The organism is Azonexus hydrophilus DSM 23864 (assembly GCF_000429605.1).
Classification (GTDB): Bacteria; Pseudomonadota; Gammaproteobacteria; order Burkholderiales; family Rhodocyclaceae; genus Azonexus; species Azonexus hydrophilus.
On record NZ_AUCE01000011.1, the window covers coordinates 134325 to 151607 of the forward strand.

At 68.2% G+C, this 17283-nt stretch carries 20 protein-coding genes; 1 reads left to right on the forward strand and 19 read right to left on the reverse strand.

Annotated elements, in window-relative coordinates; all coding sequences use genetic code 11:
• Positions 1-64 precede the first annotated feature (64 nt).
• From G471_RS0101180 to G471_RS0101195, 4 genes are read right to left on the reverse strand one after another with little or no spacing between them, the layout of a single operon-like run.
• On the reverse strand, positions 65-1486 hold the full coding sequence (locus tag G471_RS0101180) for a nickel-dependent hydrogenase large subunit (protein WP_028993698.1): 1422 nt from the start codon (positions 1484-1486) through the stop codon (positions 65-67).
• Complete coding sequence (locus G471_RS0101185) at positions 1483-2478, reverse strand: NADH-quinone oxidoreductase subunit B family protein (protein WP_028993699.1); 996 nt, start codon at positions 2476-2478, stop codon at positions 1483-1485. Before G471_RS0101185 ends, G471_RS0101180 begins: the two co-directional genes overlap by 4 nt.
• Complete coding sequence (locus G471_RS0101190; protein ID WP_028993700.1) at positions 2475-3962, reverse strand: sigma-54-dependent transcriptional regulator; 1488 nt, start codon at positions 3960-3962, stop codon at positions 2475-2477. Before G471_RS0101190 ends, G471_RS0101185 begins: the two co-directional genes overlap by 4 nt.
• Positions 3959-5635, reverse strand: a complete 1677-nt coding sequence (locus G471_RS0101195) for a hydrogenase maturation protein (protein ID WP_028993701.1) — start codon at positions 5633-5635, stop codon at positions 3959-3961. The genes G471_RS0101190 and G471_RS0101195 overlap by 4 nt, the downstream gene beginning before the upstream one ends.
• 164 nt (positions 5636-5799) lie before the next feature.
• On the opposite strand from G471_RS0101195, the gene G471_RS18980 reads away from it, so the two are divergent.
• Positions 5800-6000 (forward strand): hypothetical protein, encoded by a 201-nt coding sequence (locus tag G471_RS18980; protein WP_157272421.1) that lies wholly within the window; start codon positions 5800-5802, stop codon positions 5998-6000.
• A gap of 7 nt (positions 6001-6007) precedes the next feature.
• Here G471_RS18980 and hypE read toward each other — a convergent pair whose 3' ends face one another.
• The 15 genes from hypE to cybH all read right to left on the reverse strand — a co-directional run bounded on the left by hypE (position 6008) and on the right by cybH (position 17269).
• Positions 6008-7060 carry a hydrogenase expression/formation protein HypE gene (gene hypE / locus G471_RS0101205; RefSeq protein ID WP_028993702.1) on the reverse strand — a complete coding sequence of 351 codons (1053 nt, stop codon included), beginning with the start codon at positions 7058-7060 and terminating at the stop codon, positions 6008-6010.
• Positions 7053-8177 carry a hydrogenase formation protein HypD gene (gene hypD / locus G471_RS0101210; protein WP_028993703.1) on the reverse strand — a complete coding sequence of 375 codons (1125 nt, stop codon included), beginning with the start codon at positions 8175-8177 and terminating at the stop codon, positions 7053-7055. Before hypD ends, hypE begins: the two co-directional genes overlap by 8 nt.
• A complete protein-coding gene (locus G471_RS0101215) occupies positions 8177-8425 on the reverse strand; it encodes a HypC/HybG/HupF family hydrogenase formation chaperone (protein ID WP_028993704.1) in 249 nt (82 codons plus the stop codon). The genes hypD and G471_RS0101215 overlap by 1 nt, the downstream gene beginning before the upstream one ends.
• A gap of 21 nt (positions 8426-8446) precedes the next feature.
• On the reverse strand, positions 8447-8944 hold the full coding sequence (gene hybE, locus G471_RS0101220; RefSeq protein ID WP_028993705.1) for a [NiFe]-hydrogenase assembly chaperone HybE: 498 nt from the start codon (positions 8942-8944) through the stop codon (positions 8447-8449).
• Complete coding sequence (gene hypF, locus G471_RS0101225; protein WP_028993706.1) at positions 8941-11238, reverse strand: carbamoyltransferase HypF; 2298 nt, start codon at positions 11236-11238, stop codon at positions 8941-8943. Before hypF ends, hybE (G471_RS0101220) begins: the two co-directional genes overlap by 4 nt.
• Entirely contained in the window at positions 11235-12284 is a 1050-nt protein-coding gene (hypB, locus tag G471_RS0101230) for a hydrogenase nickel incorporation protein HypB (RefSeq protein WP_028993707.1), read from the reverse strand. The genes hypF and hypB overlap by 4 nt, the downstream gene beginning before the upstream one ends.
• A 17-nt stretch (positions 12285-12301) precedes the next feature.
• Positions 12302-12643, reverse strand: a complete 342-nt coding sequence (gene hypA / locus G471_RS0101235; RefSeq protein WP_028993708.1) for a hydrogenase maturation nickel metallochaperone HypA — start codon at positions 12641-12643, stop codon at positions 12302-12304.
• A complete protein-coding gene (locus G471_RS0101240; RefSeq protein ID WP_028993709.1) occupies positions 12636-13535 on the reverse strand; it encodes a hypothetical protein in 900 nt (299 codons plus the stop codon). Before G471_RS0101240 ends, hypA begins: the two co-directional genes overlap by 8 nt.
• Positions 13532-14008 carry a [NiFe]-hydrogenase assembly chaperone HybE gene (hybE, locus tag G471_RS16350; RefSeq protein WP_081700056.1) on the reverse strand — a complete coding sequence of 159 codons (477 nt, stop codon included), beginning with the start codon at positions 14006-14008 and terminating at the stop codon, positions 13532-13534. Before hybE (G471_RS16350) ends, G471_RS0101240 begins: the two co-directional genes overlap by 4 nt.
• On the reverse strand, positions 14005-14226 hold the full coding sequence (locus G471_RS0101250; protein ID WP_342663984.1) for a rubredoxin: 222 nt from the start codon (positions 14224-14226) through the stop codon (positions 14005-14007). The genes hybE (G471_RS16350) and G471_RS0101250 overlap by 4 nt, the downstream gene beginning before the upstream one ends.
• Positions 14223-15086 (reverse strand): hydrogenase expression/formation protein, encoded by an 864-nt coding sequence (locus G471_RS0101255; protein WP_051295201.1) that lies wholly within the window; start codon positions 15084-15086, stop codon positions 14223-14225. Before G471_RS0101255 ends, G471_RS0101250 begins: the two co-directional genes overlap by 4 nt.
• Positions 15083-15541 carry a thioredoxin domain-containing protein gene (locus tag G471_RS18155; RefSeq protein WP_051295202.1) on the reverse strand — a complete coding sequence of 153 codons (459 nt, stop codon included), beginning with the start codon at positions 15539-15541 and terminating at the stop codon, positions 15083-15085. The genes G471_RS0101255 and G471_RS18155 overlap by 4 nt, the downstream gene beginning before the upstream one ends.
• On the reverse strand, positions 15538-15840 hold the full coding sequence (hypC, locus tag G471_RS0101265) for a HypC/HybG/HupF family hydrogenase formation chaperone (protein ID WP_028993712.1): 303 nt from the start codon (positions 15838-15840) through the stop codon (positions 15538-15540). The genes G471_RS18155 and hypC overlap by 4 nt, the downstream gene beginning before the upstream one ends.
• A complete protein-coding gene (locus G471_RS0101270; RefSeq protein WP_028993713.1) occupies positions 15840-16454 on the reverse strand; it encodes a HyaD/HybD family hydrogenase maturation endopeptidase in 615 nt (204 codons plus the stop codon). Before G471_RS0101270 ends, hypC begins: the two co-directional genes overlap by 1 nt.
• A gap of 110 nt (positions 16455-16564) precedes the next feature.
• Positions 16565-17269, reverse strand: coding sequence for a Ni/Fe-hydrogenase, b-type cytochrome subunit (gene cybH / locus G471_RS0101275; protein ID WP_028993714.1), 705 nt, complete (start codon positions 17267-17269; stop codon positions 16565-16567).
• Positions 17270-17283: the final 14 nt, after the last annotated feature.

Here is a 17283-nt window from a genome sequence, read left to right on the forward strand (position 1 = left end):
GGTAAACATTTGGTGAACTTTTGGTGAACAATCCCGAGAAGCCCGCCAAATGGGGCTTTCTGGGCTAATGCACGGTACACACCATGCACGGATCGAAGCTGCGCACCACATGCTGCACGGTCGGCGGCGCGTCATCGCCGGCAGGCAGGCCGACCAGGGCCTGTTCGAGAGCGCCGGGTGTGCCGGCGGCGTCGCGCGGGGAGAAATTCCAGGTGGTCGGGGCGATGATCTGGTAGCGCTCGATCCGGCCGCGCTTGACGCTCAGCCAGTGGCCCAGGCCACCGCGGGCGGCTTCGACCAGACCGACGGCCTGGCCGCTGTCGGGTAGCGGCGCCGGCAGACAGAAAGGTTCGCCCGGCTCGATCGCACGCAGCCAGTTTTCCATCGCCGGAACGACTTGGGCGACTTCGAGCATGCGGGCGACGATGCGGGCGGTGACGCTGCCGCCATGGCGGGCGACCAGATCGCGCAGCAGAGGGTGGCCGGCGACGAGTTGCCGGGATAATGCGCCGGTTTCGACTACCTGACCGCCGTAGCGCGGGGCCTTGCACCAGGTGTAGGCCTCGGCCTTGTCGGCATCGACACGGGTTTCACCCTGCGCCGGCGGCAAGGGCGTGTCGCCATATAGCCAGGAATGGCTGACATCTTCGGCAATCCTGGTCATATCGAGCGGCTGAGCGCCCGTATCGGCTTGCCACAGGCCGGCCGGAAACAGTTCGTAGGCGCCGTAGGACAGGAAACGGTCGGCGGCGCGACCGCAGCGCTCCAACCCGAGATCGCCGGCGGCACGCAGGAACAGGGCGAAGTCGCCGTCGCGAGTCGCGGCCCACGCCTGCAGTTCGTCGAAGGCGGCGAGGCCGGCAAAGGCTTCAAGCGAATCGGCGAACAGCCTGCCTTCGAGGAAAGCGCGGAACTCGCGCAGCAGCGCCAGGATGCGGATGCGTTCGGCAGCGGTCATCGCCTTGCTGCTGCCACCCGGCTGCAGCGCCAGCGTGTGCGGCCAGCGGCCGGCCAGGAAACCGGTCAGGTTGAAGAAGCGGGCACGGGCCTGCAGCCAGGGCGCGACAGCGCTGCCGTGCTGGGCGGTGAAGCGCCGGGCGACATCGTCGTGCCAATGGCGCCCGGCGTAGGCGGCACGGGCAAAATCGGGCATGAAGAACAGGTGGAAATGCGTCAGGTGGTCGGCCAGGTTTTCCGTCGCCAGCACCAGCCGGCTCGCCAGTTGCCCGTTCGGCGGCGGCGTCACGCCGGCCAGCGCGGCCAGTGCCGAGGCCGCCGCCGCCGACTGGGCGACCGAGCAGATGCCGCAGATGCGCGGCACGACGGCCAGGGCATCGGCCGGGTCGCGGCCGACGAGGATCTGCTCGAAGCCCCGGAACAGCGGCGAATTGACGCGCGCGGCGACAACCCGGCCGGCGTCGATATCGAGACCGATTTCCAGATCGCCTTCGACACGGTTGAACGGACCAACCTGGATGCGCTTCATTTGCCGCCCTTTTTCACGCCCGGCCGGACCACGGTGTGGTCGACGACGGCGTTGTCGCGCACCCGTTTTGGCGTTGCCGACTTGGACAGCGCGGCGAGTGCAACGAACCAGGCTTTCGGCATGTCGACCGGCAGGCCGACCGGGATGCCGGCCAGCTTGGGCGTTTCCTGGAAAGCATGGCCGGGCGATTCGAACCCTGGCTCGGTACAGGCGATGCAGGCGTAGCCGCCCTTCAGGCAGGAACCGGCGCCATTCCAGGCCCGCGTGTTGCAGTCGGCGTGCGCCTGCGTACCTTTGCAACCGAGGTTTTCCATCAGACAGCCGAGGTCGGAATGCTTTTCGGCGCTGGCCTTGAATTCGTAGAACTCGTTGCGCGGGCAGCCGTGATGGACCAGTTGCTCGGCGTACAACAGCGGGCGGCCGATTTCGTCGAGATCGCTGGTGCGCAGGCCGTCGATGGCCAGCTTTTCCAGGGTATCGACCACCCAGCCCGGATGCGTCGGACAGCCGGCAATATTGACCACCGGCAGACCGCCCCGGGAGATGAATCCCTTGCCGAGCAATCCGCCCGGCGTGTCGGTGTCGTACTGCAGGCCGCAGGCCTCCAGCGGATTACCCGGCGTGCTCGCCGAAAACCCACCCCAGGCGGTGCAGGAACCGATGGCGAACACCCACTTCGCCTGCTCGGCCAGGCGCTGCACCCACTCGGTCAACGGTCGGCCGCTGCCAGCCATCAGGTGGAACTTGCCGGTACCGTTCGGCCCGCGCAGCATCGCGCCCTCGACGCAAAGCACATCGAATTCGCGCCGGCCGGCCGCGCAATCTTCCAGTACCGCCAATGCCTCTTCGCCGCTGGCTTCCGACAGCGCCGGATGCCAGACGAAGTCGATGCCGGCGTCGCGCAACTCGTCGAAGAGCGGCCGCGGTTCGTGGCACAGCAGCGACTGGGTGCAGCCGCCGCAACCGCCGCTTTGCAACCAGAGGACTTTCATTCGTCCCCCTGCCCTTCGTCAGCCAGACCGTAGCGCGCCAGCTTGGCGCGCAGGCCGACGCGCGACAGGCCGAGCTCACGCGCGGCGCGCGACTTGTTGCCGTGATGCCGCTGCATGGCAGCCTGCAGCACGCGCAATTCGAGTTGTTCCATGCGCTCGCGCAGATTGCCGGACAAGCCGTCGGTCCAGCTTGCGCCGACGCTGCCGCCATCGACTGCCGGCGCCTGGCGCAAGCGCGGCGACAGCAATCCCGCGCCCAGGGTCGGGCCATCGGCCAGCGCCACCATGCGCAGGATTTCGTTCTGCAGTTCGCGCACATTGCCCGGCCAGGAATACGCCGCGAACACCGCTAGCACCTCGGCGGCAAACCCGGCCACCGGCTTGCCCAGCGCGGCACAGCTTTGTTCCAGGATACGCGCAGCCAGCAGCGGCAGATCCATCGGCCGCTGCCGCAAAGGCGGCACATGTACCGGGATGGTCGCCAGCCGGTAGTAGAGATCCTCGCGGAAGCGGCCGGTCCGCACATCCTCGTCGAGGTCGCGGTTGGTGGCGGCAATCACCCGGACATCGACCGATACCGACTTGTTGCTGCCGAGCGGGCGAAACTCGCCTTCCTGCAGCGCGCGCAGCAACTTGACCTGGAAGGCCGGGCTGGTTTCGCCGATCTCGTCGAGGAACAGGGTGCCGCCGTCGGCCTGCTGGAACAGGCCGATGCGGTCATCGACGGCGCCGGTGAAGGCGCCGCGCTTGTAGCCGAACAATTCCGATTCGAGCAGGGTATCCGGTACCGCACCGCAGTTCTCGGTAATGAAGGGCTTGTCGGCGCGATTGCTCTCGTAGTGGATGGCGCGGGCGACCATTTCCTTGCCGGTGCCGGATTCGCCGGTGACCATCACCGACAGATCGTACGGGGCGATGCGACCGACCAGATCGCAGACCGGATCGAGTGGGCTGCCCGGCCCGCGCACCAGCGCGGCCAGGCCGAAGACCTTGCGCGCCTTGTCCTGCTTGCTGTCGACGCGACGGCGCAGGACCGGCTCGGCGGTACGCAGGTCGAGGCTGAGGCGCTGGTTTTCCTGCTGCAGACGCCATACCTCGGCGGCGCGCTGCAAGGTCAGCAACAATTGTTCGGGCTGCCAGGGCTTGAGCAGGTATTGCCAGATGCCGGCTTCGTTCACGCCGCTGATGATGTCCTCGGCGTCGGTATAGCCGGACAGGATGATGCGCACGATGTCCGGCCAGCGCTGGCGCACTTCCTTGAGGAACTGGACGCCGGTGGTGCCGGGCATGCGCTGGTCGCAGAGGATGACGCGGATGCCGGCGGTGCCTTCCTCCATTTCGAGGATCGCCATTCCCTCGTCGGCGCTGGACGCGCAGAACACCTCGAAATCCTCTTCCAGCGTGCGCCGCAGGGCTTCCTGCGAGCGCAACTCGTCATCGACGACGAGGACGGCGGGCAGGCGGCGCAACACGGGCAAGCTCATGCGGGAATCTTCCAGTCGAGATCGCGGTGCCGCGCCAGATGACGCGGCGTCCACGAATGCGGGCTTTTCTGGACGAAATGATAACGCGCGACGTGATAGGCCGGGTCGAAGCCGTAGAAATTGCGGCGCATCGCCGCCAGTTCCTCGTCGCGGTATTGCGCCAGCGGCTTGACCGCCTCGTCGGCGGCGCGGCGGGCATTCTTGTCCGCCAACTGGTTGGAGAAATCGGGTGCGTGCGCCAGTTCGACGGCCCGGCGGGCGACATCGACGGCATAGCCCGGCGCCGGCAGACAGGCATCGTAGAAGCCCAGACGCACGGCCTCGGCCGCCGCCATCGGCAGGCGATGGCGCATGATCGCCGCGGCGCCGTCGGCACCGACGCGCGGTGGCAGCAAATAGGTCCAGAACTCCGAACCGAACAGGTTGCCCATGTTCTTGTAGTGCGGATTGAGCATGACCCCGTCGCGCACCCACACCCGGTCGCAGGCGCGCGCCAGGAAACAGCCACCGGCCCCGGTGTTGCCGCCGACGGCGGCGACGGTCAATTGCGTCGTGCAGCGCAGGATGGCCTCGGCCAGATCGTCGATGGCGTTGATGTTGGCCCAGGATTCGTCCGGCGGACTGTCGGCGGATTCGATCACGTTCAGATGAATGCCGTTCGACCAGAAATCGCTGCCGCCGGTCAGTACGATGACGCGCACCGGCTGCGTCGTCGCCCAGCGGAAAGCCTCGGTCAGACGCCGGCACTGTGCCGTACTCATCGCGCCATTGTAGAAATCGAAGGACAGGAAGCCGACGCCGTCGGCCGCCGACCAGGCGATGTCCTGCCAAGTCGGCTGCACCGCGCGCTGCCAGCCGGCCAGCGGCACTTCCGGCAAGCCGGCGGCTTCCGGAAAAGCCAGCGTCGCCGGCAACTTGATCCCGCCCGGGCGCTTGACGTGGCCGATCCACACCGCGCCGTCGACGGTTGCCCGGCAGACGGCCGTTTCGCGCCGCGCCAGCAACTCGCCCGTCGCGCCGCGCAATTCGCTTTCCGGGTGCGCATCGAACAGGTGACAGGGCGCGCCGAACAATTCGTCGGCAACGCCGGGAAAGCCGTCGGCTGCGTGCAGGCGGGCGAGGATATCGGCGGTCGACTGCGTGTTCCAGTCGATTCTCCGGTCGGCCTGGCGCATCGGGGGATGCGCGGCGCCGGGCACACGTTGGGCAACGAAGTCGCCGGCGGCGAAACGCTCGATCGCCTGCAGTACGGCGCGCACCGCCGCTTCGGTGACTTCGTTGCGGTACAGCGAAGCCTTGGCCGCCAGGCGCATGGCAAAGCTCGCGCTGGCCCAGACCGGACCGGCATCCATTTCGGCCTCGGCCTGCAGCACGGTCACGCCCCAGTGCGGTTCACCGCGCTGTATCGCCCAGTCCAGCGCCGACGGACCGCGATCGCCGGGAACGCCCGGATGCACCACGAAACAGGGCAGCGCCGACCAGACCGACGCCGGAATCGCCCGCTTGAGGAACGGCGCCAGCAAAAGATCGGGCCGAAAGCGCGCCACCGCCTCTTCGGTCACCGAGTCGGCAATGTCGAACTCGACGCTGAGCTCGTGTCCGCGCGCGGCCAATTCGCAGAACAGGCGCTGCGTCAGGCTGTTGAAGCTGTGCGTTATGAATAATATCCGCATGTTATGTAGGTTTTTTTCAAAGAGGCAAAAAGCGTGAATCGCGCTACCACGGGGATTGCCGGCAGGCGCCTATTCATTCTGGGCACAGCTATGACCTTCGCTATATTTTTCAATCACTTGCATTTCGCTAGGATGCGAAAAATTGTCTCAGGGAGTTCATCAACATGGCCGCCACTCAGCGCAAATCGTCCCGCCCCCGCGTCGCCCCCCGGCCCCGCGTGGACTATGTCGCCGCCGTCCGCTATCCCGATGGCCGCAGCGACCTCTTCTATGTCCGCAACGCCGACAACCTTGCCGATGCCCGCGAGATGGTGCTGCTCGAAGTTGGCGAAGTGCGCAGCCTGGTGCTTGCCGAGCGACACTGAAAGCACCTCAGCAGATCCGCGGCAGCTGCTCGCCGGACAACCAGTCCACCATTCGCCGCCCACCGAAAGCCGTGGTCATCTGGACAAAATGATGATCGTCGGCGACGACCTGACCAATGATGGCTGCCGCCTGCCCAAGCGGGTGAGCCCGCATGACCGATAACAGCATTTCTGCGTCTTTTTCTCCACAGATGGCGACCAGTTTCCCCTCGTTCGCGACATAAAGCGGATCCAGCCCGAGCAGTTCGCAGGCCGCGTTGACCGCCGGTTTTACCGGCAGCGCCTTTTCCTGCAGCATCATGCCGACGCCCGACTGGCGGGCAATCTCGTTCAAGGTCGTGGCCAGCCCACCGCGCGTCGGGTCGCGCAGCACGCGCAAGTCGACGCCGCTGCCCAGCAGCGTTTCGATCAGCCCATGCAGCGCGGCGGTGTCGGAGACGATGGGCGACTCGAAACCCAGGCTCTCGCGCTCGGCCATGATCGCCATGCCGTGGTCGCCGAGCGTACCGGAAACCAGAATCACATCGCCCGGCCGCGCCCGCCGCCCGGACAGCTCGCGCCCCGGCGGCACGACGCCGACGCCGGTGGTGGTGATGAACACCCCGTCGCCCTTGCCGCGCTCGACCACCTTGGTGTCGCCGGTCACCACCGGCACCCCGGCGGCGCTCGCCGCCGCCGCCATGCTCTGCACGATGCGGGCGAGGTCGCCAAGCGGGAAGCCCTCCTCGAGGATGAAGCTGGCCGCCAGATAAAGCGGCCTGGCGCCCATCACCGCGACGTCGTTGACCGTGCCATGCACCGACAGGCAGCCGATGTCGCCGCCCGGGAAGAACAGCGGCGAGACGACGTGAGCGTCGGTCGCCATCACCAGCCGGCCCTCGCCCGGCAGTGGCAGCACGGCGCCGTCGTCGCCCTGGCCGAGGTATTCGTTGCCGAGATGGCGGGCGAACAGCTCGTCGATCAGTTGCGCCATTGCCCGGCCGCCCGAACCGTGGGCCAGGTCGACCTGGCCGTGCTTGAGGTCGAGAGGGCGGATGTAGGGTTTGCGGGTTTCAGACATCCTTGTACCGTCCATAGGTGTAATGCGCCGCACAGGCGCCTTCCGAACTGACCATGCACGAGCCCACCGGATTCTCCGGCGTGCACACCGTTCCGAAGATCTTGCAGTCCTGCGGCCGCTTGACCCCGCGCAGGATCGCCCCGCATTCGCAGGCCTTGTGATCCGGCACCGAGGCATAGCTCACGGAAAAACGCCTTTCGGCGTCAAATTCGGCGAACGCGCCGCGAATGCGCAGCGCCGAGTACGGTAAAACGTTCAACCCCCGCCATTCGAAGTGCTTGCGCATCTCGAAGACCTCGGCGACCAAGGCCTGCGCTTTCAGGTTGCCGTCGCGGTCAACGGCGCGCGAGAACTCGTTTTCGACTTCGGCGCGGCCTTCGTTGACCTGGCGGATGAGCATGCGGATCGCCTGCATCACGTCAAGCGGCTCAAAACCGGCGATGACCACGGGCTTGCGGTACTCCTCGGCGAAGAATTCGTAGGGCCGGCTGCCGATGATCGTCGACACGTGCGCCGGGCCGACGAAGCCGTCGAGCGGTACGGTGCCCCACTGACGCACTTCCGGCGATTCGAGGATGCTGGAGATCGCCGACGGCGTCAGCACGTGGCAGCAGAGCACCGAGAAGTTCTTCAGGCCGAGCGCGGCGGCCTGCTTGATCGCCACCGCGGTGGGCGGCGTCGTCGTTTCGAAGCCGATGGCGAAGAAGACGACCTGTTTGTCCGGGTTCTTCTGCGCCAGCGTGACGGCGTCGGCGCTCGAATAGACCATGCGGATGTCTCCGCCCTTCGCTTTCGCCTTCAGCAGCGACAGGCTGTCGGAGGCCGGCACGCGCAGGCAGTCGCCGTAGGTGCACAAGGTCACGCCCTCGTCGAGCGCCAGGCGGATGGCCTGGTCGACGCGGCCGATCGGCAACACACAGACCGGGCAGCCGGGGCCGTGGATCATGCGCACGTTGGCCGGCAGCAGGTCGGAGACGCCGTAGCGCGAGATGGCGTGGGTGTGGCCGCCGCAGAATTCCATGAAATGGTAGTTGCGGTTCGGGTCGGCCTCGGCGCGGATGCTGGCGGCGATCTTCTGCGCCACGTCGCCGTCGCGGAATTCGTCGATGTATTTCATCAGTGCAGCGTCAGGCCGTCGCCGTCGGCGGTCAGCTGTCCCATTTCGGCAAACAGCTTGAGCGTCTGCTCGGCTTCTTCCGGGTCGAGCTTGTTCAGCGCGTAGCCGACATGGACGATGACGTAGTCGCCGACGGCGACGCCGTCGACCAGCGACAGCGAGATTTCCTTGCGCACGCCGGCAAGATCGACGACGGCATTGTCGCCGTCACGCAGTTCGACGACCTGGGCGGGAATCGCGAGACACATGGGGCTTCCTTTCGGGGGAGTTCAACCGCGCCCGGCCAGGCGGCGGAAGAAGCCGCGCCGGTCGACCGGTTGCGGCTCGGGGTTCGTGGGCGTCGGCGCGGCGGCCGGCGGTTCGAAAAGCAGGTGCAGCGCGTCCATCGCGGTGCGCAATGCGGCGTCCTGGTCGGCGAGTTCGTCGACCGGCGCCAGGATGGGGACGAAGAAGCTCGCTGGCAGGTCGGCGTCGTCGCTGCGTTCGCTGATCAGGTCGAGATCGCCGGCCGGGAAACCGACGCGCAGGGTCTGTTCGACCGGCAGCTCGCGCCACAGTTCGCCGCCGCCGGGGAGCAGCAGCAGGTGGATGAACCACGGCGTGACGACGGCGCCGATCCAGTCGCCGCGATAGCGCCGGAAACCGGCGATGTCGACCGAGAGGCCGGGGTGGCCGCCGCCCAGCGCCGCCTGCCAGCGCCGATAGCGGGCGAGCACGCGCGGCGCCGGATTGTCGGTGTGGATGGCGGCGCTGGCCGGTGCGTTCATGCCTTGTCTCCGTGCATTTGCCGCGCGATCCAGGCCTGGCCCAGCGCCAGACCGCCGTCGCCGGCGGGGACGGCGCGCGCTTCGAGGACTTCGATGCCGGCCGCCGTCAAACGGCGGCGCAGCGCGTCGAGGAGCATCGCGTTCGCCGCGCAGCCGCCGCCGACCGCCATTTTCGCAAGTTTTTCGCGGTCGACCGCAAACATCGCCCACTCGGCGAGGCCGGCGGCGATGGTGGCGTGGAACAGCGCGGCGCCTTGCCCGGCATCCGTGCAGTCGAGCAGCGCCGGCAGCAGCGGCGAGAAGTCGAGGATATCGCCGGCTATCCGCCAGCCGCCGGCCAGCGGCTCGACCGGGCCGTGCGCCGCCGCCCGGCCTTCGAGTTCCATCGCCGCCTGGCCTTCGTAATACGAAACATCGCGCACGCCGAGCAGGCCGGCGGCGGCGTCGAACCAGCGGCCGAGACTGGAAGTCGGCGGGCAGCGCAACTGGCGGTCGAGCAGCGTCAGCAGCGGGCCGGCCTCGCGTTCCGGCCAGGTGCGTGCCAGCCAGCCGGCGACCTGGTCGCCGAGGCCGGCGCCGTGCAGCGCGGCAATCGCCATCCGCCACGGCTCGCGCGCCGCGCGGTCGCCGCCGGGCAGCGCCAGCGGGCGCAAGTGGCCGAGGCGACGGCAGGCGGCGCCGTCGGCGCGCAGCAGTTCGCCGCCCCAAGCGCCGCCGTCCGGGCCGAGGCCGACGCCGTCGAGCGCCAGCCCCAATAGCGGGCCGCTGACGCCGTGTTCGGCGCAGATCGCGCCAATGTGCGCGTGATGATGGCCGACGGCGAGTGCCGGCACGCCGAGTTCGCCGGCCAGACGCAGGGCCAGCGCGGTCGACGCGTAGTCCGGGTGTAAATCGTGGGCGATCAGCGCCGGTTTGACGTCGAGCACGGCGAGCAGGTGGGCGACGCTTTCTTCGAGGAAAGCCAGCGTCGCCGCGTTGTCGAGGCTGCCGATGTGCTGGGAGACGAAGGCCTCGCGCCCGCGCAGCACGCAGACGGCGTTCTTCAGGTGGGCACCGAGCGCCAGCACCGGCGGGCCGTTGTCGGCGAGCGGAATGGGCAGCGGCACGTAACCGCGAGCCCGGCGCAGGAAGGCTGGCGCGCCATCGGCCACGCGGACCACCGAATCGTCGCAGCGGACGACGATGTCGCGGTCGTGCACCAGAAAGGCGTCGGCGATGCCGTTCAGGCGCTGCAACGCTTCGGCGTTGCCGGTGACCAGCGGTTCGCCCTGCGGGTTGGCGCTGGTCATCACCAGCAGCAGGTCGCAGGGGGCGGCGAGCCAGTCGGTGCCCGCGGGACGGCCGGCGGCTTCATGCCAGAGCAGCAGGTGCAGCGGCGTCGCCGGGCGCATGACGCCGAGCCAGGGCAAGCCGGGAGCGACGCCGGCCAGTTCGGCGGCGCCCTTGCGACAGAGAACGATGGGCGCGGCGACATCGGCGAACAGCGCCCGCTCGCCGTCACCGAACTCGGCAAAAGCGGCGAGCGCGCCGGGATTGAGGCCCATCACCGCGAAAGGCTTGGCCTCGCGCGCCTTGCGTCGGCGCAGGGCAGCCACCGCCGCCCGGTTACGTGCGTCGCAGGCGAGGTGGAAGCCGCCCAGCCCCTTGATCGCGACGATACGGCCGGCGCGCAGCAGGGCCAGCGTGGCGGCGATGGGATCGTCACCGCCGGCCGCGAGATCGGCGCCGTTTTCATCGAGCAGCCGCAACTGCGGACCGCAATCGGGGCAGCAGGTGGTTTCGGCGTGGAAGCGGCGGTCAGCGGGGTCGGTGTATTCGGCGATGCACGGCGCGCACAGCGGAAAACCGGCCAGGCTGGTGCGGGCGCGGTCGTAGGGAATGCCGGCGCTGACGGTATAGCGCGGGCCGCAGTGGGTGCAGGTGGTGAAGGCGTAGCGCCAGCGGCGGTTGGTCGGGTCGCAGAGGTCGGCGATGCAGTCCGGGCAGATCGCCGCGTCCGGGCCGATGGCCGTGCGCACCGCGCCGGCGACGCTGTCGCGGATGACGAAGCCGGGCGCCGGTCGTTCGTCGCTGGCCGTGCTATCGATGGCGTCGATGCGGGCGAGCGGCGGGATCTCGCGCGGCAGGCGGGCGAGGAAATCGTCCAGGTGCGTGCCGGCGGCGAGCAGCGTGACGCCGTCGCCGTCGTTGCGCACCCAGCCGGCGATGCCGAGTTCGCCGGCCAGCCGCCAGACGTAGGGGCGAAAGCCGACGCCCTGGACGAGGCCGCGGATGTGCAGCAGGCGAGCGCTCACTTGGCCGCCAGCTGTCGCTCCAGGTCGGCGATGCGCGCCTTCAGCGCGGCGACGTTGTCGGCCAGACGGGCGCGCTGGCCGGCGACGCCGGCTTCGATCCAGGCCAGCCAGTCGGCCATGCCCTCACCGCTGGTCGCCGAGACGCGGAACACCGTCAGCTTCGGATTGACGCGGCGGGCGTTGGCTTCGGCGAGGTCGGCGTCGAACTGCAGGTAGGGCAGCAGGTCGCACTTGTTGAGCAGCATCACGTCGGCGGCGGCGAACATGTCCGGGTACTTGAGCGGCTTGTCCTCGCCCTCGGTGACCGAGAGGATCGCCACCTTGTGCTGCTCGCCGAGGTCGAAGGCAGCCGGGCAGACGAGGTTGCCGACATTCTCGATCAGGAACAGCGAGCCGTCCGCCGGCTGCAGGCGTTCCATCGCATGGCCGACCATGTGCGCGTCGAGGTGGCAGCCCTTGCCGGTGTTGATCTGTAGCGCCGGGGCGCCGGTGGCGCGGATGCGCTCGGCGTCGTTGGTGGTCTGCTGGTCGCCCTCGACGACGGCGATGGCGAGCCGCGCCTGCAGCGCCTCGATGGTCTTGACCAGCAGCGTCGTCTTGCCCGAGCCCGGACTGGACACCAGGTTGAGCGCGAAGACGCCGTGTTCGTCAAACCAGGCGCGGTTCTTGGCGGCGTAGCCGTCGTTCTTGGACAGGATGTCGCGCTCGATCTGCACCATGCGCGCCTGGCTCATGCCGGGCACGTGGGCGCGCGCCGGGCCGCTGCCGTAGTCAAGGTCGCCGTGGTGGTGGTGATCGTGGTCATGACCGTGTGCGTGGGCGTGCTCGCCGTGATGGACGTGCTCGTGCACATGTGTCGTGCCGTCGGCGTGCGTATGCGGGTGGCCGTGGGCATCGGCGATTTCGCCGTCGTGGCTGTGCGCATGCTCGTGATCGTGCGCATGGCCGTGCTCATGCACCGTGCCGTCGGCATGGACATGGCGGTGCGCGTGCGCCCCGCCTTCGATTTTCACTTCGCCGTCACCGCAGCCACAAACTGTACACATGATGGGTCTCCTGATTCTTATTCGATGGCGATTTCCCGCACCCGCATCTCGGTGCCGGCCGTGGGTTGCACCTGGTGGCTGCCGCAGATCGGGCAGGCGCCGTAACGCTCGCTGATCGGCACCGTTGCCCCGCACGGCATGCACCAGCCGGCGCCGGGCACGGCGACGATTTCCAGCGCCGCGCCGTCGGCGATGCCGCCCTTGGTGACAACGTCGAAGCAGAAACGCAGCGCTTCCGGTTCGACCGACGACAACTGGCCGATTTCGAGCACGACCAAGCCGACCCGGGCGGCGTTCTCGCGCCGCGCGGTGTCCTCGACCAGTTCGATGATGCCTTCGGCCAGCGACATTTCATGCATCTTTCCACTCCACTTCGTAGGGCAGGCACGGATCGAGCGCCAGGATTGCCGTTTCCAGGCCGATCCGGGCTGCCGCCGCGGCGTCGAAGCGACGCCCGGCGAGCAGTGCCGCCAACGCCTCGCGACCGGCAAAACAGGCGTCGGTCGGCGCTTCGAGATGATACCGCTTCACCCGCCCCTGCTCGACGGCAATTGCATGCGTCAGGATGCCCCGGGCGGTGACGCTCTGCGCCACGCCCAGCCCGTCGCCGCCGGCGGCGAGCAACGGGAACGGCTGGCCGGCGTCGAGCGCAGCGGCGGCCCGCGCGACGTCGGCGACGCGGGCCAGGTAGGTGGCGGCGATGTCATGCGGCGGCGGCGTCCTGGGCCGAGTCGCCACGCCGCCCTGCCACCAGGCGAGCCAGGCGGCGGGATCGGCTTGCGGCCAGGTCGGCGCGACGCCGCGATCATCAAGAATGCGCCGGCAGCGGTCGACCAGCGGGCACAGGGTTTCGTCGATCAACCGCCGGGTCGCCAGCGTGCCATCGACACCGAGACGGTCGCTGCGCCAGGCGATGAAGGCATCGCGCGCGGCCGGCAGGCCGCAGGCCACCGGCCAGTCGAGCAGCAGCCGCCACAGGTTTTCATGCAGCACTTCCAGCCACAGCAGGCGGTTATCGGTGGCATCGCAGACCATGCTGCGCCCTTCGGCGGCGGCCAGGGCGGCACGTGCGGTGACACGCTGGGCCTCGGCGCACAGCGCGTAGAGATGCGGGATCAGGCGGACCGCGGCGTCCGGGTTCTGACCGACGAACAGCCGCGTCATCGCCGGCCGTTCGAGAATGACCGCCTCGATGTGTACGCCGCCTTCGGCGAAGGCGGCGCGGATGATCAGCGAGCCGGCCGGATTCATCCGCGCAATCCCAGAAAGGCGCGCCGGCTGGGCGGTGGCGCGTCCACCGGCGGGTCCGGCGGCGCCGCGAGCGGATCGTTGAACAGCGCGGTGATCGCCGCCAGCGCGGTCAGCCGGGCCTGCTCGTGGCTGGCGAATTCGCCAGCCGGCGAGAACAGCGAACAGAGGTGGTAGCGGCCGAGCCGGGCCTCGTCGGCGACGATGAATTCATAGACGCCGGACGGAAAGGCCCAGTCGTAATGGCTGCCGGCAGCAACCGCCGGCCAGTCGGCGTGGCCGGGCAGGCAGAGCAGGTTGATCGCCCACGGCGTGACCAGGGCGCCGGTCCAATGACCGTGCCCGGCCAGGCGAAAGCCGACGGCCTCGACCTGCAGCGCCGGATTGCAGATCGGCAGGCCGGCCATGCGCGTCGCCGCGATGTCGGCAAAGACGGCTTCGATGTCGGCCGCCGGATCGTCTGGCCAGAATTTCACGCAGCGATGACCATGAACTTGTGCTTGGGCGCGTCGCAACCGGGGCAGCACCAGTCGTCGGGCAGTTCGGCGAAGGGCGTGCCACCCGGAATACCGCGCACGTCGTCACCCTCGGCCGGGTCGTACACCCACCAGCAAATGCCGCATTCGAGACGGTCGTCGGCTTGCACGGCGCGGAAGCTGCCTTCGAAGATGCGCTCGTTCATGGCTGCACTCACGCGTTTTCGGCCATCATATCGAGGTATTCCTGCAGCCGCTGCAGCGAATCGGCGAAATCTTCGGGCGCTGCCAGCGCCACTTCGGGCATGCCGCCGACCTCGATCGAGTTGAGAATGAGCACGTCCATGCTGTTGAAGTACTGCACCCACCAGACGTTCTTCAGCCGCGTGCTGGTGATCCGGCAGTTGCCGTAGCCGCGCGACAGGATCGACACCTCGCGGTGGCCGAGCCAGCCGTAGAGCGTGTCGAGGTCGGCCTCGCTGACCGGCAGCAGGCTCAGGTTGATCACGTGCGCTGCCTGTCCCGGTTGCCAGGCAGCGGCCTGCATGCGGATTTCCTCGACCAGCGCCGGTGCGTTCATGCAGCCGGCCGGGTAGTCGGGCGCGGGCAGTTCGCTGCCGGCGCAGGCGTCCATGGTCGCCGCGAGGACGTCGGGAATGGCGCCGGTCTGCAGGCGATCGCTGAGGAAACGGCCGTCGTCGGCGATTTCGAGCACGCGCCAGAAGCCGGCGAAGGCGGTTTCCTGGACGCGCCAGTGACGCGGCGCGGTGGTGAAGGCGCTGACTTCGCCGAAACCGAGCGACTGATTAATCAGGTCACGGACCGCCGGGTCCAGGCCGAGCAGGTCGATGCTGGCCGCACCGTCGAGACCGCGCGCTGCCGCCTGGTCGACGAAATCGCCGAGCAGGCCGAGCACGGCGGCAACGGCATCGGGGGCGGCGCCGTCGGGCAGATAGGGCGCCGAAAAGGTCTGCATGCCTTGCGGCATGGCCAGGTAGGCCGGGCCGTCATCGTCCTGCGAACCGGGGCCGAGGGCAACGACGGGAATCGGGAAGGAACGCAGGGACGCGGGATTCATGCGCAGGCTCCAGAGGTTCCGGCGTCACGCACCGGGATGGGAATCGGGCGCGGCCGGGCCGGGCCGGCGGCGAGGCGGGCGACTTCGTCGCGGTATTCCTGCCAGTCGCGGATGCCGTTGAGGCTGCCGAGATAATCGCCATCGCGCAGGAAAACGACCGCCGGCGCACGCGCCACGGCGAAGCGCTGCATCAGCGCGGCACTGGCTTCCGGACCGGCGACCAGGCGGGCGACGTCGGCGCCGAGGCCGTTCAGCGCTTCGGGCAAGATCACGCAGGCGTCGAGCACTTCCAAGTTGCGCTGCGGATCGTCGGTGAGCAGCAGGGCGGCCAGGCCGGCGGGAAATTGCGGAGCGTCGGCAGCGACGCGGACGAATCCGTGTTTCTGCTGCATCCGGGCAATGGCGCCTTCGAGGCGTTCGAGCGAGGTGGCGCCGGCTTTCAGTTCGAGCATCATGGGCGGGATGTCCTCAGGAATTCGGGGAGTTGGGGTTCGCGGTCGAGGTCGGCGAAGAAGGCGGACAGATCGGTCTCGCCGGCATTGACCGCGCTCAGCGCCGACAGTGCGGCATTGACGGCGGCGGCACGCTCGGCCGGAATGACCTCGCGGGCGGCGTCGAGAAAGCAGAGCAGCCAGGTGCCCGGCGGCTGCGCGCCGACCAGGCGGATGTCGATGCTGACCTCGCCGTCACGCCCCCGGCAGCGGGCGAAATGCTCGCCGCAGGCCAGCACCTCGACGGGTATGCCGAGACACATCAGGCGGCTTCCGCGTTCAGGAACCGGGCGTCGCCCAGGCGATAGGCCTGGTCGGCCGGCGGCCGGCCGGCTTCGTAGACGTCCATGGCCAGCGCCCGGTCGGTGATCGCCTCGGCCGCGCCTTCGCGGATGCTGCCGACGACGCCCCAGCGTTCCAGCCAGTCGAGCGCCAGGTTCAGCGCCGGCACCATCTGCGCCTTGACCACGTCGCGCAGGCTGCCGCCGTAGTCCTCGAGTTCTTCAGGCTGGACGCCGATCAGCACCAGTTCGGCCGGCAGCTTGCCGGTCAACGCTGCGGCCGCCAGCACTTCCTGGAAACCGGTCTGGTGCAGGCTCATCTTCTTGGCGCCCATGAAACGCGGCACCTGGTCGCCAACCACCTCGCGCAGGTCGCCCGGCGTGTCGCCGTAATCGACCGCGTCGAAAACCAGCAGGCAGTCGGCCTCCTGTACGTAGGGCAGCAGGTAGAGCCCCTGCGTGCCGCCGTCCATGACCGTGACGTTGTCCGGGAAGCACCAGCCGGCGTTGAGCGCCTCGACGCAACGCACGCCGAAACCTTCGTCGGCCCACAGCAGGTTGCCGATGCCGAGTACGAGAATTTTTTTGGGGTTCATGGGTTCCAGCTACCTCTTACGGAAAAGCGCCGCCGGAGCAAGGCGGCCTGCGCGCAGACAGTGCGTGAGCACGGCAAGCGCAGGCCAACGCCGCTCCGGCAAGCCGCCTCCTAGTCCTTGAACATGCGCCAGCCGGAGATCATGGTCGAGATCAGCGACTGCCGGCTCATGATGTCTTCACGAATCGCCGCGTAGATGTGGATGACGGCGAAGGTCATCATGATCCACATGCCCAGCCGGTGCAGGTTATGCACCTGCAGCGAGCCGCCGAGCGCCGGGATGACCCAGCCGAACAGCGTATCGGCCCAGCTGCCCAGCCCGGTGCCTTCGCTGTACAGCGCGAAGCCGGTGAGGACCATGCCAACCGCCAGCACAGTGAAGAAGAAGAACATCATCAACTGCGCCATCGGGTTGTGGCCGACGTATTTCTTCGGGGTCTTCTCAAGGAAGAGATACCAGCGCAGTTCGAAGAAGACTTCGCTCCACCAGTGCTTGTTGGTGATCGGCAGCATGAAGATCTGGCGCGCGTGGTGGTTGCCGACCAGCGCCCAGTAGATGCGACCGAGCAGCCCGATGGCGAAGATGTAGGCGGCCGCGAAATGGGCGAAACGGATGTAGCCCATGACGAAGTTTTCGGTCGAATCACCGGGTACGGTCGGCAAGGGTTTGCCGATGAAGTAACCGGTCACCGCCAGCACCACCATGCACAGCGCGTTGATCCAGTGCCACAGACGCACCGGCGCCTCGTAGACATAGATCGAGCGTACTTGCCGGCCGTGCCGTTCGGCCTCCAGCATGTCCTGTTGTGAAAGCATGATTGCCTCCTTTC